Raw genomic sequence first — 24,139 nt, forward strand, 5'->3', positions numbered from 1 at the left:
CTCTATTCAATTTGATTATAGCATATTACAAACAGCCAATAAAGAAATATACCTGAAAGACAGGCTCTTTCAGGTATTTAAGACAGTTTCCCGGGTATTATCTATAACCTCACCATATAATGTCCAGCTTCCAACCCTGTTTATTTTAACATTTGCTATTTGACCCTTCAGGTTTTCATTTCTGGGGACTATAACCAGTTTATTGGTTCTGGTCCTGCCTTCAAAAGTATCGGGGTTATTTCTACTTTCACCCTCTATTAAAACCTCTACTGTTTTACCCTTGAGTTTCCTGTTGTTTTCTAAACTGATACTATTCTGGACCTCAATTAAGCGGGTTAATCTATCCTGCTTAATCTTTTCACTAACCTGGTCTTTATGTCTGGCAGCCGGAGTTCCCTTCCGGGGTGAATATTTGAATGTATAAGCCATATCAAATCTCACTTCCCTGATGACTTTTAAGGTTTCCTGGAAATCCTCTTCTGTTTCACCGGGGAATCCTACAATAATATCAGTAGTAATACTGTAATCCGGGATTTGACTCTTTATTTTTTTAATCAGATTTAAATATTCTGCCTGGGTATACCCACGGTTCATTTTTTTCAGGATTCTGGTGCTACCCGACTGGACAGGGAGATGAAAGTGTTCACATACTTTGTCACACTCTTTTATAATTTTAATCATTTTATCACTGAAATCCCGGGGATGAGAGGTCATATATCTTATTCTCTTAATCCCTTCAACCCTGTTAAGTCTTTTAAGCAGATCAGCAAAATCTATATCTTCCTTTAAATCCTTTCCATAGGAATTAACATTCTGCCCCAGAAGGGTTATCTCTTTAACCCCTTCACTGGCTAATTTACGGGCTTCAGAAATTATATCAGCGGCAGGCCTGCTCCGTTCCCGGCCCCGGACATAAGGGACAATACAATAGGTGCAGAAATTGTTACACCCCTGTATAATGGAGATCCAGGCCTTAAAGTCATCCTCCCTTTTATAGGGAATATCAGGAATTAACCCCTCTTCCTGATTCCAGACCTCAATGATACGTCCCCTTTCTTCTTTAATTCGTTTTATTAGTTCAGGGATATGGTGAATATTATGTGTACCAAATATGAGATCGACATGGGGGTATTTTTCATAAAGCTTTCTGGCATTTTCATCTATCTGCATCATACAGCCGCCGACTCCAATTATTAAATCAGGGTTTTTCTCTTTTAATCTCTTAAAATCTCCGACCCTGCCAAAAACCCTCAATTCTGCATTTTCTCTTACAGCACATGTATTTACCATAATAATATCGGCTTCTTCTAAATTATTTGTAGACTTATAACCCATTTCTTCAAGCATTCCGGCCAGTTTTTCAGAATCATGAACATTCATCTGACATCCATATGTCAAAATAAAGTATTTTCTGTTATTCATAATTTTCCTCCTGTACAAGATGTCTTTATATTTTATATTACATTATTTTATCAAATTAAAGTAAAATCATTACATAATAAAAAAAATAAGTCTTTAAATCAATTATTATTCTACCACCAAACCATGAATATTGCAAAATATATACATACCCCGGTATTATTGTACCCGGGGTTGGAAGTTAAAATCTATAATTTTAGACATAATAACAATTCAGTGATGGGAAAGAATAACTACAGGCCTGAAATATATGTGAAATCTAAGTGTAAATAAGTTAGTTTTAGAAATTGTTTTTTTTTACGCTTTATATTAAGCAAAAAAATAACTATAAAAAAACGTGTATTATACTTTTTTCAATTTATCAAGGTTTTCGTTTTTACCCATAACGATTAAAACATCCCCTTCTAATATTTTATCATTGGCACCTGGAGTGATATTAAGGTTTTTCCCGCGTTTTATAGCCATAACATTTACCCCATATTTGCTTCTTAATTCAAGCTGGGCCAGACTTTTACCTACCATTTCAGGTGATGCTATTATTTCAACTATACTGTAATCCGGAGCAAATTCCAGGTAATCAAGAACATTGGATGATGTTAAATTATGAGCAATTCTAACCCCCATATCCCTTTCCGGGTAAACAATTCTATCGGCTCCAACTTTGGTTAAAATCTTTCCATGAAGGGAATCTTTAGCTTTAGTAACTACATAGGGTACACCTAATTCTTTTAAAATCAAGGTTGATAAAATATTGGCATGAACATTATCACCGATACTGACCACCGCCACGTCAAAATTTCTTACACCCAGGGTTCTTAAGGCTTCCTCATCAGTAGCATCGGCTTCTACGGCATGAGTAACTTCATTACTTAGTTCCTGAACACGTTCTTCATCATTATCAATGGCCAGGACATTATATCCACTTTCAGCCAGAGTCCTGGCTACACTTGAACCAAACCTTCCCAGTCCTACAACAACAAACTGTTTCATTTTTAACTCCTCCTCAACCAATTAATATATCTTCTTGAGGATATCTTATGGCCTTTATTCTTTTTCTCCCCAGGGCCATGGCAATAGTAAAGGGACCAACCCGTCCTATAAACATTGTAATTATAATAAAAAGGCGTCCAGTGTTGCTTAACTGTGGTGTTATCCCCGTTGTTAATCCCACTGTCCCAAAAGCTGAAAAGACTTCGAAAACAATCTGGATAAACGCAAACTCTTCGGTAATCGATAGAACGATAGTAACAACAACTATTATTAGAAGGGATATAACAACAACAGACAGGGTTTTATATATATCCTTTTTTTTAATTCTTCTACGGAATATTTCAATATCCTCCTTACCCCGGGCCATATTATAGACAACAACAAGCAAAGTACCTGCCGTAGTTGTTTTGACACCACCACCGGTAGAACCGGGTGAGGCCCCAATAAACATTAGTACAATCATTATAAAGAGAGATACATCCCGAAATTGGTTAATGGGGATAGTATTAAAGCCTGCTGTCCTCGGTGTTACCGCCTGAAAATAAGAAGCCAGTAACTTTATCCCGGGAGTGTAGTTACCCAGGGTAGCCGGGTTGTTAAATTCTAAAATAAACAGGGCTAAGGTCCCCGAAATTATTAAAAACAGGGTCATTGATATAACCATTTTACTATGTAATGATAATTTTTTATACTGTCTTTTATTGTATATTTCAGATATCACGAGAAAACCCAGCCCCCCGAATATAAATAAAAAAGTTATAATCAGGTTTATATAAAGGGAACCGGTAAAATTCTCAAGACTATTACCAAAGAGGTCAAAACCGGCATTATTAAAAGCAGATATAGAATGAAAAAGGGCATAAAACCAGGCCCTGTTGTCGGGCATTAATCCCTTAAAATACAGGTATAATAAGAGTGTTCCTGTTATTTCTGTAATAAATGTTAATAAAATTATATAACGGGTTAGCCTGATAACACCTGATAATTTATTATAATTAATTTCCTCCATGACAATTAGTCTTTCCTGAAGAAGTACTTTCCGGCGCAGAATTAAAAATAACAAAGTAGTGGTAGTCATAAAACCAAGGCCACCAACCTGGATTAATAACATAATAACTGTCTGGCCAAAGCCAGTCCAGTGTTCGGCTGTATTAACAACTATTAACCCCGTAACCGCTGTTGCTGATGTTGCAGTAAAAAGAGCTTCTAAAAAATTTGTAGTTTGTCCTTCTACAGTTGAAACCGGAAGTAGCAGTAAAATTGTTCCAACCAGTATGACAGTACTATAACCGATAACCAGGATCTGGCCCGGTGATAAGTTCTTAAAAATTGAGATCACCCCGCAAGAGAAAAAATTAATACCAGATCAAATATTCCATAAAAATAGCTATTATTAATATTCCCCCTACAGGGTGAAATATATTATTGTTAACCTACCATAATTTTTTCCTTAGGATAATGATAAACTCCATTGTGCTTCCTTTCTGCAAAAGCAATGGCCAGTGTCAACGGTCCGACCCTTCCTGAAAACATGGTAATGGTAATTAATATCCTTCCAAAGGTAGAAAGACCCGAAGTAATACCAGTTGACAGTCCTACTGTACCGAAAGCTGAGACTGATTCAAAGAAGACCCTCAGAAAATCCATTTTTTCGGTAACAGTAAGAATCATAGTAACAGCAACAACCAGTCCCAGTGAGAGCATGGTTATAGCAAGGGCTTTGAATATAATCTCGTCATCGAGGCGTCGTTTATATATTTCAATATCCCTTTTTCCGGTAATAAGACTCCAAACTGTAATCAGCAGGACCCCGAAAGTAGTTGTTTTAATACCACCACCGGTAGAACCCGGTGAAGCCCCGATAAACATTAAAACAATTAATAAAAAGAGAGTTGAACTCTTGAGATTTCCGGTGGGAACAGTATTGAAACCTGCCGTACGTGGTGTTATCGAAAGAAATAATGATGACAGTATTTTATCACCAGTATTTAAATTTCCCATTGTTCCGGGGTTATTATATTCCAGACCCAGAACAGACAAAAAACCGGCTATAATTAATATTAAGGTTATAGTCAAAACTATTTTACTCTGCAGGCTCATTTTTTTGAAGTTCCTAATCTGGTAGAGTTCGGCCAGGACAGCAAAACCAAGACCACCCAAAACAATTAATCCCATAACAACAAAGTTCATTAAAATATCTCCTGTATAGTTTTCTAAACTATTACCAAAAAGATCAAAACCAGCATTATTAAAAGCTGAGATGGCATGGAAAATAGAATAATATAAAGCCTTCATAAATGGATAGTCTTTAATTAGTCTTACAAAGAGTAGTAAAGCTCCCAGTCCTTCAATAATAACAGTTACAAAAATTACATATCGGACCAGTCTTACCAGTCCTGATATCTTGAACTGATTTAAATCCTCCTGGATTATTAACCTTTCCTTTAAGGTTATTTTTTTGCCAATAACAAAAGCTATCATGGTTGACATGGTCATGATACCAAGACCACCAATCTGAATCAGGACCATTATCACTAACTGACCAAAGACAGTAAAGGCAGTACTTGTATTGACTACAATAAGGCCAGTGACACAGGTAGCTGAAGTAGCTGTAAATAAGGCATCTACTATGTTTAACCCCTGACCATTACTTGTGGCAAAGGGTAGCATCAATAATAAGGTCCCTATTATAATAACAGTAAAATAACCAAACACCAGGACCTGGGCAGGTGTCATATTGTTTTTGTTTACTAATTGAGGAAACTTCATATTTTATAACATCTCCTCTCTGCCAGCATTTCTCTCCCACACTACTTCTCTCCCACACTATGGTGTATTCTTAATGATGGTTCTCCGTCTACACTATGGTGTAAATTATACTATAATAACTTTTTAATGTAAAGTTATCAGGATTTCACTTTATTTTGGTAGTTACTGATTTCACGGTAGAATAATTTTGGTGAATAAATTGATTCCGGGCAAATATGTTTACTAATATTACTGGCTAAAACAGCCCCCAGTAACAGTGGTAATATCAGTGAATAGTTTCCGGTTAACTCAAAGATTATTAAAACAGCAGTTAAAGGAGCCCTTATTATACCGCTTATAAAAGCAGCCATTCCTACAATACCATAAGATTCAGGTGAAGTTACAATACCGGGTAAATATGTATTTAAAAAACCCCCACAAAAAAGACCTGTTGAGGCCCCGACCAGTAAACCAGGAGCAAAAATACCCCCGGAACCTCCAGAGCCCAGAGTCAGGCAGGTTGCCACTATCTTTAAAATAGCTAATATTATCAAAGTATTAAATAGATAACTTTTTGTAAAAGCTTTTGATATAACAGGAATACCTGTCCCCAGTACCCGGGGGATAAAAAAACCGGTTAAACCTACAAACAGACCTCCAATGATGGGTTTTAAATGGTAGTTAATTTTTAAATTGTTAAACAGGTTAGTAACCATGTAAAGCCCCTTTATAAAGAGGTTAGAGAATATCCCCAGCAGTATTCCCAGTATAATATAAAAAATATATTCCAGGGGATGGTTTAACTGAAATGGGGGCAAATCAAAGATAGGATTGTAGCCCGATATATTTCTTACAATAGCATCAGCACTAATAGCACTTATAACAATCAAACTTAATCTTTTAATCTCCAGGTTAGTATATAGGACTTCTACAGCAAACATAATTCCCCCCAGCGGGGCATTAAAAATTGCTGCAATTCCTGCAGCAGCCCCACAACCCAGTAGGGTCTGGTATGTACCGAGAGGCATATTTAATTTTCTCCCTGCAATATCCCCGAGCCCTGCCCCGATCTCTACCACCGGCCCTATTCTACCAGCAGAACCACCTGAGCCAATGGTGATAGCTGAAGCCAGCCCTTCAACCAGCAAATCTCTAGATGAAAGACCGTATTTATTAGATTCAATGGTTTCCAGAATAGCCGGTATTCCATGACCTTTGGCTGCCTTACTTCCAGTATATATTATAATTGAAGTAATAAATCCTCCAATTGCCGGTAAGATCAATATAAGATAGCTTCTCCTGCGGTTATTTATAAAACTGTTTATAAAAATATCTAAAAAACTATCTACTATATGGGCATAAAACAATGATATGATACCGGTTACAATACCTATGATTGCTGCTACGAAAATATAGAAATATTGTTTTTAAAAATTTCTTGCATAAAACCACCCCCCTGCAATAAAAAAGAAGCTACGGGTAAAAGAACCCGTAAACTTCTTAAAAGACATTATTCTTTTTCAAAGGCTAATATAATAATATTATCTTCTTTCTCTCTATTTAGCTCCTCTTCAAGATGTTTTATCTTATCAATCTCTTTCTCCGATAGATTACTGAATTCATAACCATGGATACCCAGATTAATCACCTTCTGTAAGATAAACTTTGTTAAGTGTTTTTGCCATTTTTCTTATCAAGTTTTTTGACAAAATCAACGATTTCCCTGGCATGCTCTTCCTGATCCTCAAAACTCATCCAGCCAAAAATAGCCGGCATATAATCGGGAGGTGGGGCCCCTTTTTCACGTTCTGGCTTAATGTCTTTTTCAGTCATGCAAGCCCCCTTTTCTTTTTAATCTTATTATCTCCTGCCCCGGTAATAATATTCAGTAATTTTATAGATATAAAAACTATCTTAGATATCCAATTCATCAACCATATCGGCATTGGAAATAATAAACTCACGCCTTAGACTGGCATTGGAACCCATTAAGCGGGTAAAAATTTCATCTGCTTCAATTTCATCATCAATTTCAATCCGTAGTAGTTTACGTGTTTCAGGGTTCATGGTAGTCTCCCATAGCTGTCTTGGATTCATTTCACCGAGCCCCTTATACCGCTGAATGGAATATGATTTATTTTCGAGCTCCCTTTTTAGAGATTCTAATTCTTTATCAGTATAAAGATAGCGAATATTTTTCTTCCATGAGACTTTATATAAAGGTGGTTGGGCTATATAAATATAACCTTCTTTGATTAGTTCAGGCATATACCGGTAGAATAAAGTTAATAAAAGAGTTGCAATATGGGCACCATCAACATCGGCATCAGTCATTATAATAATTTTATGATACCGTAGTTTATCAATATTAAATTCCTGACCAATACCGGTACCCAGGGCCGAAATAATGGTAGCTATTTCATTATTACTCAATATTTTATCAAGACGAGCCCGTTCCACGTTCATTATTTTCCCTTTTAACGGTAAAATCGCCTGGAAATGCCTGTTGCGTCCCTGTTTGGCTGAACCGCCTGCTGAATCTCCCTCAACCAGAAATAGTTCACTCTTTTCTGGTTTACGGCTGGCACAATCGGCCAGTTTACCCGGTAAGGAATGAGAATTTAGAGCATTTTTTCTCCGGGTTAGTTCCCTGGCTTTTTTGGAAGCCTGACGGGCTCTTATCGCCTGTATAGCCTTGTCTACTATCTTTTTACCAACTTCCGGATTGGAATCTAAATAGAGGCTGAGGTAATCATAAATATTGCTCTCAACAATACTCCTTATTTCACTATTACCCAGTTTAGATTTGGTCTGGCCCTCAAACTGGGGATTTGGTAATTTGACATTAACAACTGCAGTTAAACCCTCCCGGACATCATTACCGGTTAAAGTAGGGTCACTCTGTTTAAGCAGGTTATTTTGTTTGGCAAAGTTATTTATTGCTTTTGTTAATGCTGTCTTGAAACCAGTTAAGTGGTAACCACCATCAACAGTATTGATATTATTGGCATATGAAAAGATCCTTTCATTGTACCCCTCATTGTACTGAAGGGCTACTTCAATGTAGTAATCCCCATTCTCTTTTTCAGTATATATAATATCCTCATTTATAACCTGACGGTTTTTATTTAAGTATTCTACAAAGGCTTTTATACCCCCGTCATATTGAAAAACTTCTTTTTTAGTTTTATCTGATCTTTTGTCTATCAAAATGAGGGATAATTCTTTATTTAAAAAAGCAGATTCCTGAAGACGATGGGCCAGGGTTTCATATTTAAACTCAGTTACATCAAAAATCTCTGGATCTGGTTTAAAAGAGATAATAGTACCATTTCTATTACTGGTCCCCAGTTTCTGGAATTTTGTTTTGGGATATCCCCTCTCATAGCGCTGGTAATACTCATTTCCATTCCAGTATGTAGTCAGTTCCAGCCACTCAGAGAGGGCATTAACTACAGATATACCGACACCGTGAAGACCACCGGATACTTTATAACTGTTATTATTAAACTTTCCCCCGGCATGAAGGGTAGTCATTACTACCTGGGCAGCCGGTAATCCAGTCTCGGGGTGTTCTTCAGCCGGTATACCCCGCCCCCAGTCTTCAACGGTTATACTATTATCTTCGTTAATTGTAACTTCAATCTTATCACCATATCCAGCCAGGTACTCATCAATACTGTTATCAACTACTTCCCAGACCAGATGGTGAAGGCCCCGGATTCCTGTGCTTCCTATATACATTCCGGGTCTTTTCCTGACTGCTTCCAGACCTTTTAATATCTCAATCTGTTCCGCACCATATACAGCCCCTTCAAATAGCGACATGTCCTTTCACCTTCCTTTTCGCACTATATTATATCAAAACGAACAGATTTTTACCAGCTGTTTCTTGAAATAGTTAATTATTTGTTATAATATCAAGTATGAAACAAGGAATTAATTGAGAAAGGGGAATATTAATGGCTGAAAAAATCAGATCAATAGCAATTGAAGATAAAATGAAAGATTCATATTTAAGTTACTCCTTAAGTGTTATTGCCTCCCGGGCCCTTCCGGATGTCAGGGATGGTTTGAAACCTGTTCATCGCAGGATTCTTTATGCAGCCCGGGAATTAGGCTTAACCCATGATAAACCACATAAAAAGTCTGCCAGGATAGTCGGGGAAGTATTAGGTAAATACCATCCCCATGGTGATGCCTCAGTTTATGATGCTATGGTTCGTATGGCCCAGTATTTTAACCAGAGATATTGTCTTATTGATGGACATGGAAACTTTGGCTCAATTGATGGGGACAGCCCCGCTGCTATGAGGTATACCGAGGCCAGGTTAACCGAACTGGCTGAGGATATTATGGCAGATATTACTCAGGATACAGTAGATTTTGTAGATAATTTTGATGGTTCTCTTCAAGAACCGGAGATACTTCCAACTAAAGTACCAAATTTACTCATTAATGGAGCCAGTGGTATTGCAGTCGGAATGAGTACCAGTATTCCGCCCCATAATCTTGGGGAAGTAGTTGATGCCATGGTTCACCTTTTGAAACACCCCAATGCTAAACTTGAAACAATAATGAAATACATACCGGGGCCTGATTTTCCTACCGGAGCCAAAATAGTTGGACTTTCAGGTATTAAAAAAGCCTATAAAACGGGAAATGGAAAAATAACCTTAAGGGCCAGGACTCAAATTGAGAAAAAAGGCAGGAAAAAACAGATTATTATTAAAGAAATTCCTTATCATTTAAATAAAGTAAAGTTACTGGAAGATATTGCAGAGCTAATTAATAAAGGAAAAATAGATAATGTATCCGATTTAAGGGATGAAAGTGACCAGGAGGGTTTAAGGATTGTCGTTGAGTTGAAATCAGGAGCTGATCCGGATATCATTCTCAATCAATTATATAAATTTACTTCACTGCAGACAAATTATCGTATTAATATGCTTGCCCTGGATGGAAAACAACCCAGGGTTATGGATTTAATAACAATCTTAAAAAATTTTATTAATTTCAGGCGTCAGGTTATTACCAGAAGGACAAAATATAAACTCAATAAGGCGAAAGAAAGATTCCACCTTTTACAGGGCCTTATAACTGCAATTGATAAGCTTGACCTTGTTATTTCTATAATCAGACATTCCAAATCAACAAAAGAAGCCAGGCAAAAACTTCAGGAGAAACTTGTTATTACTGAAAAGCAGGCAGAAGCCATCCTGAGAATGAGATTGCAAAAACTTGTCGGTATGGAAGAGGAAAAGCTGCATCAGGAATCAGCAGGACTGGAAGAACAGATTAAGTATTATAAAAAAATCCTTAACAATAAAAATGAACTTGATAAAGTCTTGAAAAAAGAACTACTTGATATTAAAAATAAATATGCAGATAAACGTAAAACTGAAATTATCGAAGATGAAGAAAAAGCCATAATTGAAAAAACAGATTTAATCAAAAAAGAAAAAGTCTTTTTGACCTTTTCCTACCGCCAGAATATCAAACGCACCACTTCCTCAGAATATGCCCGGGCCGGCAAAAATGATTATATTATAGATACCATGACAGGGACAACCCTGGATACACTCCTTTTCTTTACCAATACCGGTGATGTTTATACATTACCAGTTCATAAAATACCAGAACATCATGGCTTATCAACAGGTGATAATATTAAAGATTTCCTTAAAATACCTCTCTCTAAAAAAATAGTTAAAGTTATTTGCCTTAATGAAGAAACCAAAGAAAAATATATTACTATAGCTACCAAACAGGGTATGGTTAAGAAAACAATAGGTGGGGAATATCAAACCACCTATTCCAGAATTAAAGCAATTAAATTAAATAAAGGTGATGAAGTGGTTGGTGTGGAAATAACAGATGGAAACCAGGAAATACTACTGGGTACTAAAAAGGCAAAAACTATAAGGTTTGAAGAAGATTCAGTTAGTGATACCGGTCGGAACACCATTGGAAGTATTGGAATAAAACTTGCTAAAGGTGATGAGGTAGTTTCCTTCAATCTTGTTAATAATAATACCAGTGTTGTCTCCATTTCAAAAACAGGCCGTGGTAAGAGAAGTCCTATCGAGGAATATAATCCCCAGAATAGAAATGGTAAGGGGTTAAAAACCTGTGGTTCAAGTATCTATAAAATGGCCGGGGTTATTTGTGCTAACCCTGATGATTATATACTGATAACTACTGGTAATGAAAAACTTTATACAGTTAAGGTTAACGATTTAACCGAAACTTCCAGAACGGGTAATATGTATGAGGTGGTTTCTTTGAAAAATGATGATAAAATTACAGGGGTTGAAAAACTACCTTTTGCCCCTGAGGAAGATAATAATTAAAGATTAGGGATAATAATATTCCGGGACTTTCTTTTATCTGGTCGCAAAACCAGGTGATGATAATATAAATTTAATTATTAAGTCTAAATTTAGTAAAAAAATGTGTTAATATAAAAAAGATAACTTAAACCAACAAAACTTACTTTTACAGTACAAAAAGTCTTAAAATAAAAAGGCTTAAAATACAAAAAGAGGTAGGCCATCTGGTCTACCTCTTTTTGTAATTAATACTAACATAACTTATTTTGCAAAGACATGGTTACCGATTTTAACGGTAACCTTTCTCTGGGAAAGCCACCAGAGGGTTTTAGCTGTTTTGGGATTATAAAAATATAAAGCACCCTGACTTGGATCCCTGCCATTTAATGCCTCCCTGGCAGCACGAAAGGCAATTTTATTTGGAATTAGATAAATTTGACCATCATCGACAGAAGAAAACTGTCCATCCTGAAAAATTACTTCCTTAACAGTATCCGGAAAATCAGGGCTCTCAACCCTGTTTAAAACAACAGCTCCAACAGCTACCTGCCCTTCATATGGTTCTCCTCTGGCTTCAGCATATATAACCCTGGCCAGTAATTCTATGTCTTCTCCAGATAAATTTATGTCACTGGGGTTGTCCACCGGTTCCGTGTTAGATTCAGCTGCTTTTCCCAATTTAGCAATCAGTACTAAAAGTAGGGCTATGCCTACTCCACGATAGACATCTTTCCTGTCTATTGAACTAGCCCGGGCTTTATAGACAAATATAGAACTGAATAATGCAGGTGTTAAAATATAAATTGTCAGTATTATTATTAAGGATAGTGCTATAGATTTACTATATTTTTTCAAGATGGTCAACCTCCATTATCTGGCAAGTAAGGCTAACAAAGCAACTCCAATAAGATATAATCTGTAATTACTATTTTCATTCCTAAGTTGTTTTATTTCAGCCTGGCTTTTGGCCAGTTCTTCTTTAAGGTTGTTTACCTCACCCTGTAAACTCTGGATTTTAGTCATATTGATAGACTGTTGGTCTTTTAAGTTCTGGTAGAGACTTTCTCCAAGATCCTTTTTGATCTGTAACATTTCCTGATCCTGATTATTTAATTCGACTTCAAGTTCTTCAATCCTGCTGTTTATTTTTTCTACTTTTTTCTCAAGGGTTGCTATTTTGACTATACTATCAATTATCTGGGTAATATCATTCTGTAAATCACTAATTTTTTCATTAACCTTACCGATATCCTCATTCTGAATGAGATCATCTTCTTTTAACCTTTCAATCTGATCAGAAAAGATTTCCTGTTTTTTGGCCAGTTCCACCAGGTCATCCCTGAATTCAAGGGATAAACGTTTTACCTGGTTAATATCCTCTTCTGACATAGATAATTTACCCTGTTGAATATCTTCAAGAAGTCGCCCGATAAGGGCTGCTATTTCATAACGGGTAACACTATCCTTACCCCGGAAAGTACCATCTTCGTAAAGGGATAAATACCCCTTATCGATTAACATTTTTATACTCTGATATGCCCAGTGGTCTTCTGGAACATCTTTTAAATCTGCAGCAGAAACAGTTAATCCTGAAAATAACATTAAAACAATTAAACAGGGAACAATAATTTTTTTCACACAAAATACCCCCTTAATATTATTCAATCCCACGTAGTTCTACTTTTATCGGGTTATTATTATTTCCATAAAATCTGGATTCACCCCAGGTGAGGTCAATTTGTTGTAATGATATTACTTTAAAATGGATGCTGGTTATTTTACCCCTGTTTACCTTCCGGGGCAATTCTTCTTTTACTATAATGACCCCTTCTTTATTTATATTTGGTTCTTCCCATGGCAATAATTTTCCATCTTTTAAGAAAATGTTTCCACGTGAAACATATATTGGTTTCAGGTGATATGGGTTATACTTTAACACCATATCCATTTTATTCAAATTTTCCAGATTTTCACCCATCACGTCAATAGTAATTATTTCACCTTCGGTTAACCGGTCTTCATCCCTTATATTAAGATAAATCAATGGTTTGCGTCCCGGAAGTTTTATATTCTTAATTTCAGTAGAATTATAACCACCAAGACCCCTGACTTCAACGGCAAAGGGTAGTTTCCCCTCTACATCCAGGGCTTTAACCTGCCACTTTACTTCAACAGATTGATCAGGAGGTATAAAGCCAGTGTATTTTCTATACCTTTCCTTTGGAGCCAGTACCAAACCGGGTGGTAATACCAGGGTAGTATTAACATCAAACAGGGTTGAATCCCCGGTATTATTAATTGTAGCACTTACTGTAAAGGGGTTTGGTGACAATTTGCCCAATTTAGTTACTAATTTATCTTTAAGTTTTAATTCAACATTTAAAATTGGTGGACCAACAAATTTTACATTTCGACTGACACTGTTGGAATCGGTATTATCAGCTTCAACTTTAACTTCATAACTGATCTCCCGCGGTAGATTTGAATCAGTTGGGGTAACCTTCCACACTATCTGTGATATATCTCCCGGTTCCATATTCCCCAGTTCTCTGATGGGTTGTTCCGTTGTTAGTTTGTCGGGTAAACTTAATTTGATTTTAACATTTTTAGCTGCAATTTCAGCTGTATTTTCTACATAGGCAATAACCGGGAATGATCTATTGATTTTATTTATAGTCACTTCCGCAGGTGAGGTAACCCCCAGTGAAATAAGACCTGGCACTATAGTAATACCACCAAGACCATACTCAGTAATATAGGTTTTTTCCTGGCCTGGTTTAAGTATTTCCGGTACCCAGAACATGGCAATGGCACTATCGGTTTCAAACTCCCCTTTTCTTATAAATTCTTCATTTGGGTTAAAATCAAAATTCCAGACACCATCAGCCAGACTCCCCCAGTCTGCCAGATAAACCTTATCCGGAGGGGTAACAGATGGTCCGTTAAAGGTACCCTGTGATGTAACATTAGGGTTACTCAGAGTATCAAATGCCTGCCAGAAGACGGGCAACTCTTTTTTATAATATAACCTGTCTGTGGTTACTGCATCCTGACCAAATCTAAAAGGAGCCCCATCATTTTCTCCAAGCATTGTATCGAGCATTATCCTGAGCCCGATTTTATGTGGTCTGGTATCATTATTTTTAATTCTATATTTTATCTGCACTGAATTAAATAAACCTGTAGTTGAAGATTTAACAGGTGTCAAGACCTGTTCAACAGATATTTTATTAAAAACTGTCATGGTATGAATACTATTATTTTTTACATATGGCTCTTTAGTCACTTCACCGTACTTACCATTCTTACCTGCTCTTCTCCCTGTCTTGCCACCGAAAACATAGTGTTCGCCATCAATCCAGATAGTAGTGTAAGATGTCCAGGGTTTCGGCCTACCATAAACCAGGGGTTTATGGTCATCATTATTCCTCATAGGAGCTCCCCCTGTTGTTTCTATCGCAAACCGACCCTGGGCATTTTCATCTTTATTAACAACAATTACAATATAATCATTACCCAGACGCAAGTTATTAAATTCATCTGTCTGTACAAACACATTGTCTTCAGCAGCAGTACAGGGAAAGGTAAACACTAAAATTGTAAATATCATAAACCTGAGTAATTTTTTTATATTATTCATTATATTAAATACCTCCCCCCTGATTGGCACCACTACTTAAATACTAATTCTCCTAATTTTACATTAACTGAAGAATTACCCTTTTCATCAACTTTGTATTCAATCATAACCTTAATTGTATAAGGCTTTTTATAGGGGTTAAATTTCCAGCCCCTTTTAATAGTTAATTGAGCATTCCTGTCCATTTGTTCTATACCTGATGATTTTGATAAGACAACATTTTCTATTTCACCATTTGTAGAAATTGATACTTCCAGTTCTACTACACCTGACAGGGCCTGACTGACCAGATCTTTAGGGTAATAAGGTTGTGGAGAAAAGGCAATTAGATCACCAGCAGTAGGTGGAGGGGGTGGTTCGGGCTTACTTTTTTCAGATTCAGTATTTTCCGATTCTGCTCTAGAATTTGATTTTTTTCCTGAACTGTTTTCCTCATTAACCTTTACTTCCATATCACTTTTCTCACTGGAGATTATTTCATTATTTTTATTACCTTTAGAGCTTTTATCATTCCTGGTTTCAGGACTATCTATACTATCTTTTACTTCGTTTTGTTGTTTTACATTATCATCAATATCAGTCTTCTCAGGATTCTTATTATGATTATCCTTAACAGAGTTCTTATCAGTAATGGAATTTTCTTCACGTGACTTGCTTTCACTGGTTTTATTATTTACGGGTTGTTCTTCAGTTTCTGTCTCTGCTATTTTTTCATTATTTTCTATATTTTCATCCTTTGCTGGTTTCTCCTGCCTGTTATCTTTTCTCTCTGGCTTAATGGTTGTTTCAGGTTTTACATGTCTTACTTCATTTTTAAATTCTACAACCTGTACAAATTCAAAATCATGCCTTGTTTCCCCTTTTCCACCAAGAACACTATAATTTCCCATTGTAAAAAACATAATAATCCCTAAGTGGATTAGGGATGAAATAATAATATAAAACATAAAACGACTGGAATCTTTTCTATAATACATTTAGATTACCCCTCTTTTTCGGCAGCAAGTGCCAGCTTATAAATTCCTACCTGGCGTAAATTATCCATAACCTGTACTATGTAACGGTATTTGGTATCCTTATCGGCATTAATAATAACAACTAGATTATCTGTTTGGTTAGTTCTTTTTTTAGCGATATTTTTTAACCTGGACATAGTTACCTTATCTCCACGGTAATATAATTCGCCCTTTTCATTTATATTGACAATCATATTATTTTCCTGTTGGCCGGTAACAGTTACCGCTTTTGGTAACTGAAGATCGATACCGTAAGGGGTTGTGCGAAAGGTTGTAAACAACATAAAAAAGACGAGTAAAAAGAAGATAACATCAATCATTGGAATTATATTAATAGATGGTTTTTTCTTAAGAGAAGTTTTTAACATTATCTTCCCTCCTGTTATTTCCAACCACCTCTAAAATATCGATCATACTTAAATTCATTTCATGGGCCTTATTTTCAACCTTATTGGCAAAGTAAGAATAGAAAACAGCAGTAGGAATAGCTATTATAAGTCCCAGGGCTGTACTAATTAAGGCTTCAGCAATACCGGCACTGATCTGATGAGGGTTAGCTGCACCGGCAGCAGCTCCCATAATATTAAAACTACTGATAATACCCATTACAGTTCCAAGTAGTCCCAGTAAGGGGGAAACTGTAGCTATCACATCAAGTATCGGTAAGTGCTTTTCCATTTTTTTAATTTCATCTTCACCTACCGCCTGGAGGACTTCTTTAATACGGCCAGGTTCTTCACTATGGTGGGCAAGGGCGGTTGACAATAATTTGGCATTTGGCCCCCGTTCTCCTTTCAATTCATTTAAGGCTGTTAAAATGTCACCTTCTTCGACAAGCAATTCAATTTTTTTAATCAGCCTGAAGCTATTATCACGGTATCTGGCAAAAAAAATCAATTTTTCTAAAATTACGGCAACCCCGAAAATAGATGCAATAATAAGGGGAATAGTCATCGGTCCTCCAAGAGATATGAAATTACTGATCTGGGAAAAATTCAAGTTAAACCACTCCTTTATATAAATATAGCATGATTCCTATACTTAGAATTCGACGTAAAAAAGGTTTTTCCTGCATTTTTGACAGTAACCATAATAATAAAGCTTTTGACCCGGTCTCATTAAATATTTCTAATGTTAAGGACCCGGTTTTTAGCATCCTTCAATATTTCCTCCAGTTCTTCTATACTGAGTTCAATATTGCGTTCTATTATTATTTCTTTAATATTTTCATCATATTGTTTTGTATAGTCATAAAAGATTTCTTCAAACATATCAATCCATTTATTTAGCATTTTATAACCCCCGGGTATAATTATGATATCACTAATATCATTTACATATTTAAGGTAAATTATACCCGTTTTCTCAACTCTTCAACTACGGTATAATCCAGTCTTATCTTTCCTAATCTCAACCCATCTTTATTTCCAGGCCCATGATCATCGGAGCCACCAGTAACCACCAAATTGTTCTCTTTAGCCATATTCAAGTATTTCTGACACTCTTCTTCACTATGTTCATAGTAAAATACTTCTAGTCCTTCTATACCGTGTTTGATAATCCATTTCACCAGGTCATCATCACCTACCAGCCCGGGATGAGCAATAACCGGTATCCCGCTACATTCCTTAATAAGCTTTATGGCTTTTAATGGAGTAAGTTTTTTACGTGGTACATAGGCAGGTGAATTTTTTCCAATATATTTTTCGAAAACTTCTTTCCAGGAATCAGCATAACCTTTATTTATTATAGCCTGACAGATATGGCTTCTTCCAATTGTTCCCTGTCCGGCAATATTGATTACTTCTTCCCATTCAATGTTGATACCCATGTTACGTAATTTCTGGACCATTTTCCTGGCCCGTTTTTCTCTCATTTTTTTAAGTGAACTTAACTCTTTAAGCAGATCAGGTTTTGTATAATCTATAAAATAACCCAGGATATGTAACTCCCTATCTTCAATATCTGTGTTTATCTCAATTCCTGGAATAACCTCCAGAGAAGATTTTCTGGCAACCTGCAGGGCTGGTATGATACCGGCAACGGTATCATGGTCCGTAATAGCAATTGCTTTATATCCCAAATCTATTGCCTTTTTAACAACTTCCCCGGGGCTTAGACTTCCATCAGATGCATTTGTGTGAATATGTAAGTCTACTGACATATTTGTATACGGTTAAAACCGATCTTTCCCCCCTTGATTTACAATTTAATGGTGTGTTCAATTAAGATTGTGTTTATTTTATTATACAGAACAATCAATAAAGTTACAACTTAAGGGACATAATTATTATAAGTTTTATAAAAATATATGTTTACATATAAATATAGCAGCAAAAAATCCAGCAACATCAGCAATCAATCCTACGATAATTGAATACCTGTAGTGTTTTATTCCAATAGCCCCGAAGTAAACTGCCAGGATATAAAATGTAGTTTCTGTACTTCCCTGAACTGTAGAAGCAAGATTCCCTATAAATGAATCAGGGCCAAACTGTTTCATTATTTGACTGGCATAAGATAGAGAAGCGCTGCCTGACAGTGGTCTTAAAAATAATAATGGAATCACCGGTTCTGGTATTTGAAGATAGCTAAAAAAAGGTTTTAAAATATTAATAAATATTTTCAGGGCTCCTGATTCCTTAAAAATATTAATAGCTACCATCATTGCCAGTAAATATGGGGTTATTTTTACAACTGTATTAAAACCTTCAGCCGCACCTTCAATAAATGTTTCATATAAATTAATACCTTTAAAGTAACCATATATAAGAATAATAACAAAAAAAAGGGGAATAGCCCAGATGGATACTACGAAAAATAATTCCATAGACTAATCCCCCCCTGTATAAATTCTAAAAACCTTATCCAGAATTAAAGCAGTTATGGTTGAAACAGTTGTTGCAAATATTGTTGTAGCTACAATAATTTCAGGATTGGTAGAACCGAGAGCAGTTCTAAGGCTGACAACAGTTGATGGAATTAAGGTGATACTGGATGTATTTAAGGCTAGAAGGGTGCACATGGCCGGGCTTGCTTTAGATTTATAATTGTTTAACTCCTGTAATTCCTGCATGGCTTTTATCCCCAGAGGAGTAGCAGAATTACCCAATCCCAACATATTGGCAGTAATATTTAATATAATGGCACCACTGGCCGGGTGTTCTTCGGGAACACCAGGAAAAAAATATGAAATAATTGGTTTTAAAAGTTTACCTAACTGTTCAACCAGCCCTGATTTTTTAGCAATATTCATTATACCCAGCCACAGGCTCATAGGACCGATTAATTTTATTAAAATATCAATACTTTCTGAAGCTCCTTTAAATATTGCATCTGTAAGTTTATCCATATTTCCAGTAAATGCTGCCATCATAAAGCCAGTAAAAATAAGTAAAGACCAGATAATATTTACCACGATGTTTGAACCCCCAACAATTTTATTTACAATAAAATATTATTATCATATATTTTAAAAAATGAAGAAAAAATAAAAAAACCTGTTTGCCTTAATGGCAAACAGGAATATTTATTGTAAAGCGTTAAATTTAGCGGGGTTCTACTATTAATTTTATTGCTGTCCTTTCTTCCCCATCGATTTCAATATCAGTAAAGGCGGGAATACATATTAAATCAATTCCACTGGGAGCAACAAATCCTCTGGCTATAGCAACTGCTTTTATTCCCTGATTTAAGGCTCCAGCTCCTATTGCCTGGAGTTCCGCACTTCCTCTTTCTCTTAAAACAACTGCTAATGCCCCTGCCACTGAATTTGGACTTGATTTGGCTGATACCTTCAATACTTCCATGTTAGTAAAATACCTCCTTGTTTTGTAAAATTTTAACTACTTTTATATAATATATTAGTCACAACTTAAAAAAATTCCTGCATAAATTTGAAAAAAATATATAAAAAATTTTCTCTATCTTTATTTGATTCAAACATTTTTGTGATTATAAAAAGGGCTCCATAAGGAGCCCGGATTTTCAAATTTTATTTGGCGTAATCAATTGCCCTTGTTTCCCTGATAACAACAACTTTAATCTGACCGGGATAATCCAGATTATCTTCAATTTTCTGAGCCAAATCCCGGGATAGTTTAGCTGCTTTAGAATCATCAACTTTATCAGACTCAACTATAACCCTTATTTCTCTACCGGCCTGAATCGCATAAGCCTTTTCAACACCATTAAAAGAATTAGCCAGCTTTTCTAATTCTTCCAGACGTTTAATGTAAGCTTCCAGCGTTTCCCTTCTAGCACCTGGTCGAGCAGCTGATATTGCATCAGCAGCAGAGACCAGTACTGCTTCGACAGATTTAAATTCAAAATCACCATGATGGGCTTCGATAATATGAAGAACCTTATCAGACTCTCCGTATTTACGGGCAATATCTACCCCGATTTTAACATGTGGACCCTCTACTTCATGGTCTATGGATTTTCCAATATCATGTAAAAGTCCACCACGTTTAGCCAGGTTAATATCGGCTCCAAGTTCAGCAGCCATTATTCCAGCTAAATAGGATACTTCAAGGGAGTGCTGTAATACATTCTGGCCATAACTGGTCCGATATTTAAGTCTTCCTAGTAGTTTTACAAGTTCCGGATGTAAACCATGAACTCCAGCATCAAAAGTAGCCTCTTCTCCTACTTCCCTTATATGGGCATCAAGTTCTTTTCTGGCCTTTTCTACCATTTCTTCAATTCGTGCCGGATGTATTCTTCCATCTACTATCAGTTTTTCGAGGGCAATTCTGGCTATTTCACGTCTGATGGGATCAAAGCCTGAAATTACAACTGCTTCAGGTGTGTCATCTATGATAAGATCAATTCCAGTCAGGCTTTCCAGGGTGCGGATATTTCTACCTTCACGACCAATTATTCGTCCCTTCATTTCATCATTGGGCAAAGACACAACCGAGACAGTTGTTTCAGCAACATGGTCTGCTGCACATCTCTGTATAGCCAGTGATAATATTTCACGTGCCTTTTTATCTGCTTCTTCTTTGGCTTTAGCCTCTTTTTCTTTAATCATTTTAGCGAATTCGTGGTCTAATTCTTCTTCAACTTTTTTAAATAAATACTCCTTTGCTTCTTCCTGGGTAAATTTAGATATTTCTTCAAGGGTTTTTAGTTCTTTTTCTTTAAGTTCTTTAATTTCAGATTCTAATTTATCGAGATTACTTTCTTTATCTCTTAAACTCTGTTCTTTTTTCTCCAGAATTTCGGTTTTCCGGTCCAGGGATTCTTCCTTATTAACCAGTCGATCTTCTATTCTCTGGAGTTCATTTCGACGCTTTTGAGTTTCTCTATTAGCCTCTTCTTTAATATTATGGGCAATTTCCTTGGCCTCAATAATTATCTCTCTTTTTTGTGATTCTGCATTTCGTTCTGCTTCCTGAAGGAGCTTTCTGGCTTCTTCTTCAGCCGTCTGAATCCTGGCTTCAGCAATATATTTTCTAATTAAATAACCTAATAATATCCCCAGTGGTAAAGCAATAATTACATAAAGCGCACCTCCATTAATATTATTCACCTCCTAACTTTATTTAGTTGTATTTAGAAATCTCCTTGAAATCAATTGGGAAAACGCCTGATATTATTTTATATCTTTTCTTTAGACCTGTCAAGAAATGAAAAAATAATACCCGAAATAAAGACAAAGACCGCCATAGCTAAAGGGCGGTCCTTTATAAAAAACAACTGTAAAATTATAAGAAGATGTCCTTATACATAATATTAATATGTTTTCTCATTATTGTTTTCAATCTGATTAATAATTTTATGGATTATATATAAACTAAATCCCTTTCGATTAAGATATCTCTTCAATTTTGATAACTTTTTATTAATATTATGGTTATGATGTAACCATTTTGTAGCAAGTTTTATTCCTATATTAATTTCAGTTTCTTCAGGGACCATTTCCTCTAATACATTTCTAATGGTACCCTCGTCCAATCCCTTCTTCCTTAATTCATAATACAAAAGCATCTTTCCCCTGGGATTATTCTTTATTTTATGCCTAACATATTTTTCGCAAAATCTATAATCATCTATATATCCCAATGTTTTGAGATGGTTTACAACCTTATCTGCTACATTTTTAGAATATCCTTTTTTAATCAACCTGCTGGCTAGCTCATACTGGCTCCGCTCCCGATAAGATAGGAGCCGAAATGCATCATCCTTGGCTTTTTGATATATATCCTCCTCCAAGGTTATCATCCCTTATTATATATAATTTATATCACTTTTTCTTACCTTTAGCTTTCGATTTTCCAGTTGATTTATTTTCTTTAGTTGAGGCAACTTCATCCTCCACTTCCAGACCTACCCGTTCTTTAATCTTCATTTCAATTTCTTTCATAATATCCGGGTTATCTTCAAGGAAGTTTTTAGCATTTTCACGTCCCTGTCCCAGACGCTCATCACCATAGGAATACCAGGAACCAGCCCTGTCAATAATTCCGGTATCAACCCCCATATCGAGGATACATCCTGATGTCGATATACCCGTTCCATACATAATATCAAAAATAGCCCGCCTGAATGGAGGAGCAACTTTGTTTTTAACAACTTTCACCCTGGTCTGACTCCCTACTATTTCATCTCCATTTTTCAGGGTCTGAGTTTTTCTGATTTCCATTCTTACTGAAGAATAAAATTTAAGGGCTCGTCCACCTGGAGTTGTTTCGGGATTACCAAACATTACCCCGACCTTTTCTCTGATCTGGTTAATAAAAATGCAGACAGTCTTTGATTTACTGATAGCACCCGATAATTTCCTCATGGCCTGGGACATTAACCGGGCCTGTAAACCAACATGACTATCTCCCATTTCTCCATCCAGTTCAGCCTTGGGAACAAGAGCAGCAACAGAATCTATAACAATTACATCGATGGCATTACTGCGCACGAGGGCTTCGGCTATTTCCAGGGCTTCTTCACCATTATTTGGCTGTGATATCAATAAATTATCGATGTTAACCCCCAGATTCTCTGAATATTTGGGATCAAGGGCATGTTCAGCATCAATAAAAGCAGCAACCCCGTTGCGTTTCTGGGCTTCAGCAATTATGTGTAAAGCCAGAGTAGTCTTACCCGAGGATTCAGGTCCATAGATTTCAATAATTCTACCCCTGGGAACACCCCCTACCCCTAATGCTAAATCAAGGGGTAAAGCACCTGTTGGAATAACTTCTACATTAAGGGCAGTAGCCTCTCCCAGTTTCATAATAGACCCCTGCCCAAATTGTTTTTCTATACGTTTTACAGCCATCTCCAGAGCTTTTTCCTTCTCGTTTTTAGCCAAAATTACCACACCTTCCCACCAATTTTTGAATTATTACAAAAACCGAAAATATGTTCAGTCCTGTTAGTTAACATTATAGAACATATGTTTTAAAAAAGCAAGGGTTATTCTAAAAAAACTGAAAATATTTCTTTATACACTGGTCCTGTTCTATAAAGCTCACTTTTCATCAAACTCAGTTTATTTATATTTACTCTGGCTTTAAAATCTTCAAGACTTTCTACTACTTTATTAAGACGTTTAGATAACTGGTTAAGATCAGTTCTTCGCCTGCTCCGGGCCAGAGTAAGATGTGGAGTAAATTCCCTATCATCGGCTTTAAATCCTCTATCTATTAAGTCTTTTTCTAACAGTTTATAGACAGAAGTCAGGTTATCACTACCTTCTTTAATACTTAAATACATTACCCTTGGCCTTGTGATATCTGGAAAAGCCCCAGGGCCATTAATTGTAATAGAAAACGGTTTTACTCTCTCTGAAATACTTTCTAAAGAATCCTTTATTTCGGAGACTTTCTCATCCCCCACCTCTCCTATGAATTTCAGGGTTATATGCCAGTTATCTTTTTTGACCCATTTTATACCCTGTCTAACCTGCCTTTTAATAGTGATGAGTTTACGTTCTATAAGGTCTTTTGTCCTGTCAGGAATATTAACAGCAATAAATAACCTCATAA

The 24,139-nt window shown here is 36.1% G+C and carries 24 protein-coding genes; 1 reads left to right on the forward strand and 23 read right to left on the reverse strand.

Annotated elements, in window-relative coordinates; translation table 11 throughout:
* Positions 1-69: 69 nt before the first annotated feature.
* From miaB to gyrB, 8 genes are all read right to left on the reverse strand, one after another.
* The gene (gene miaB, locus HORE_RS06110) at positions 70-1,422 is read right to left on the reverse strand and encodes a tRNA (N6-isopentenyl adenosine(37)-C2)-methylthiotransferase MiaB (protein ID WP_012636103.1); all 1,353 of its coding nucleotides are present in this window, start codon (positions 1,420-1,422) and stop codon (positions 70-72) included.
* 339 nt (positions 1,423-1,761) lie between these two features.
* On the reverse strand, positions 1,762-2,409 hold the full coding sequence (locus HORE_RS06115; RefSeq protein ID WP_012636104.1) for a potassium channel family protein: 648 nt from the start codon (positions 2,407-2,409) through the stop codon (positions 1,762-1,764).
* Positions 2,410-2,422: 13 nt separating this feature from the next.
* Entirely contained in the window at positions 2,423-3,748 is a 1,326-nt protein-coding gene (locus tag HORE_RS06120; protein WP_012636105.1) for a TrkH family potassium uptake protein, read from the reverse strand.
* Positions 3,749-3,837: 89 nt separating this feature from the next.
* Complete coding sequence (locus HORE_RS06125; RefSeq protein ID WP_012636106.1) at positions 3,838-5,178, reverse strand: TrkH family potassium uptake protein; 1,341 nt, start codon at positions 5,176-5,178, stop codon at positions 3,838-3,840.
* 137 nt (positions 5,179-5,315) lie between these two features.
* Entirely contained in the window at positions 5,316-6,440 is a 1,125-nt protein-coding gene (locus HORE_RS06130; RefSeq protein WP_050748612.1) for a chloride channel protein, read from the reverse strand.
* Between the two features lie 227 nt (positions 6,441-6,667).
* Positions 6,668-6,805: a hypothetical protein gene (locus HORE_RS12925; protein WP_167935738.1), complete on the reverse strand. Its 138-nt coding sequence runs from the start codon at positions 6,803-6,805 to the stop codon at positions 6,668-6,670.
* Positions 6,806-6,825: 20 nt separating this feature from the next.
* Positions 6,826-6,990 carry a hypothetical protein gene (locus HORE_RS12930; protein WP_012636108.1) on the reverse strand — a complete coding sequence of 55 codons (165 nt, stop codon included), beginning with the start codon at positions 6,988-6,990 and terminating at the stop codon, positions 6,826-6,828.
* An 81-nt stretch (positions 6,991-7,071) separates the two neighbouring features.
* On the reverse strand, positions 7,072-8,985 hold the full coding sequence (gene gyrB, locus HORE_RS06135; RefSeq protein WP_012636109.1) for a DNA topoisomerase (ATP-hydrolyzing) subunit B: 1,914 nt from the start codon (positions 8,983-8,985) through the stop codon (positions 7,072-7,074).
* 134 nt (positions 8,986-9,119) lie between these two features.
* Between gyrB and gyrA the strand changes: the two genes are divergently transcribed.
* Positions 9,120-11,510 carry a DNA gyrase subunit A gene (gene gyrA / locus HORE_RS06140; RefSeq protein ID WP_012636110.1) on the forward strand — a complete coding sequence of 797 codons (2,391 nt, stop codon included), beginning with the start codon at positions 9,120-9,122 and terminating at the stop codon, positions 11,508-11,510.
* Between the two features lie 240 nt (positions 11,511-11,750).
* On the opposite strand, the gene HORE_RS06145 is transcribed toward gyrA, so the two are convergent.
* The 15 genes from HORE_RS06145 to thpR all read right to left on the reverse strand — a co-directional run bounded on the left by HORE_RS06145 (position 11,751) and on the right by thpR (position 24,137).
* On the reverse strand, positions 11,751-12,344 hold the full coding sequence (locus HORE_RS06145) for a cell wall hydrolase (protein WP_012636111.1): 594 nt from the start codon (positions 12,342-12,344) through the stop codon (positions 11,751-11,753).
* Between the two features lie 15 nt (positions 12,345-12,359).
* Entirely contained in the window at positions 12,360-13,127 is a 768-nt protein-coding gene (locus HORE_RS12435; RefSeq protein ID WP_012636112.1) for an S-layer homology domain-containing protein, read from the reverse strand.
* 19 nt (positions 13,128-13,146) lie between these two features.
* Positions 13,147-15,129, reverse strand: coding sequence for a hypothetical protein (locus HORE_RS06155; protein ID WP_012636113.1), 1,983 nt, complete (start codon positions 15,127-15,129; stop codon positions 13,147-13,149).
* Between the two features lie 32 nt (positions 15,130-15,161).
* Positions 15,162-16,019, reverse strand: a complete 858-nt coding sequence (locus HORE_RS12440; protein WP_167935765.1) for an energy transducer TonB — start codon at positions 16,017-16,019, stop codon at positions 15,162-15,164.
* Positions 16,020-16,111: 92 nt separating this feature from the next.
* The gene (locus tag HORE_RS06165) at positions 16,112-16,513 is read right to left on the reverse strand and encodes an ExbD/TolR family protein (RefSeq protein ID WP_012636115.1); all 402 of its coding nucleotides are present in this window, start codon (positions 16,511-16,513) and stop codon (positions 16,112-16,114) included.
* Positions 16,494-17,144 carry a MotA/TolQ/ExbB proton channel family protein gene (locus HORE_RS06170; RefSeq protein ID WP_012636116.1) on the reverse strand — a complete coding sequence of 217 codons (651 nt, stop codon included), beginning with the start codon at positions 17,142-17,144 and terminating at the stop codon, positions 16,494-16,496. The genes HORE_RS06165 and HORE_RS06170 overlap by 20 nt, the downstream gene beginning before the upstream one ends.
* A gap of 119 nt (positions 17,145-17,263) precedes the next feature.
* Entirely contained in the window at positions 17,264-17,437 is a 174-nt protein-coding gene (locus HORE_RS12935) for a hypothetical protein (protein WP_012636117.1), read from the reverse strand.
* A 59-nt stretch (positions 17,438-17,496) separates the two neighbouring features.
* Complete coding sequence (locus tag HORE_RS06175) at positions 17,497-18,309, reverse strand: PHP domain-containing protein (protein ID WP_012636118.1); 813 nt, start codon at positions 18,307-18,309, stop codon at positions 17,497-17,499.
* Between the two features lie 135 nt (positions 18,310-18,444).
* On the reverse strand, positions 18,445-18,975 hold the full coding sequence (locus HORE_RS06180; RefSeq protein ID WP_012636119.1) for a spore maturation protein: 531 nt from the start codon (positions 18,973-18,975) through the stop codon (positions 18,445-18,447).
* Positions 18,976-18,978: 3 nt separating this feature from the next.
* Positions 18,979-19,563 (reverse strand): nucleoside recognition domain-containing protein, encoded by a 585-nt coding sequence (locus HORE_RS06185; protein ID WP_012636120.1) that lies wholly within the window; start codon positions 19,561-19,563, stop codon positions 18,979-18,981.
* Positions 19,564-19,693: 130 nt separating this feature from the next.
* On the reverse strand, positions 19,694-19,954 hold the full coding sequence (locus HORE_RS06190; protein ID WP_012636121.1) for a stage V sporulation protein S: 261 nt from the start codon (positions 19,952-19,954) through the stop codon (positions 19,694-19,696).
* Positions 19,955-20,139: 185 nt separating this feature from the next.
* Positions 20,140-21,684 carry a ribonuclease Y gene (rny, locus tag HORE_RS06195; RefSeq protein ID WP_012636122.1) on the reverse strand — a complete coding sequence of 515 codons (1,545 nt, stop codon included), beginning with the start codon at positions 21,682-21,684 and terminating at the stop codon, positions 20,140-20,142.
* A gap of 203 nt (positions 21,685-21,887) precedes the next feature.
* Positions 21,888-22,367 (reverse strand): regulatory protein RecX, encoded by a 480-nt coding sequence (locus HORE_RS06200; RefSeq protein ID WP_012636123.1) that lies wholly within the window; start codon positions 22,365-22,367, stop codon positions 21,888-21,890.
* A gap of 31 nt (positions 22,368-22,398) precedes the next feature.
* Positions 22,399-23,463: a recombinase RecA gene (recA, locus tag HORE_RS06205; RefSeq protein WP_083763094.1), complete on the reverse strand. Its 1,065-nt coding sequence runs from the start codon at positions 23,461-23,463 to the stop codon at positions 22,399-22,401.
* Between the two features lie 104 nt (positions 23,464-23,567).
* On the reverse strand, positions 23,568-24,137 hold the full coding sequence (gene thpR / locus HORE_RS06210; RefSeq protein WP_012636125.1) for an RNA 2',3'-cyclic phosphodiesterase: 570 nt from the start codon (positions 24,135-24,137) through the stop codon (positions 23,568-23,570).
* Between the last annotated feature and the right edge of the window lie 2 nt (positions 24,138-24,139).

The sequence above is a fragment of the Halothermothrix orenii H 168 genome (assembly GCF_000020485.1).
GTDB classification, from domain to species: domain Bacteria; phylum Bacillota; class Halanaerobiia; order Halanaerobiales; family Halothermotrichaceae; genus Halothermothrix; species Halothermothrix orenii.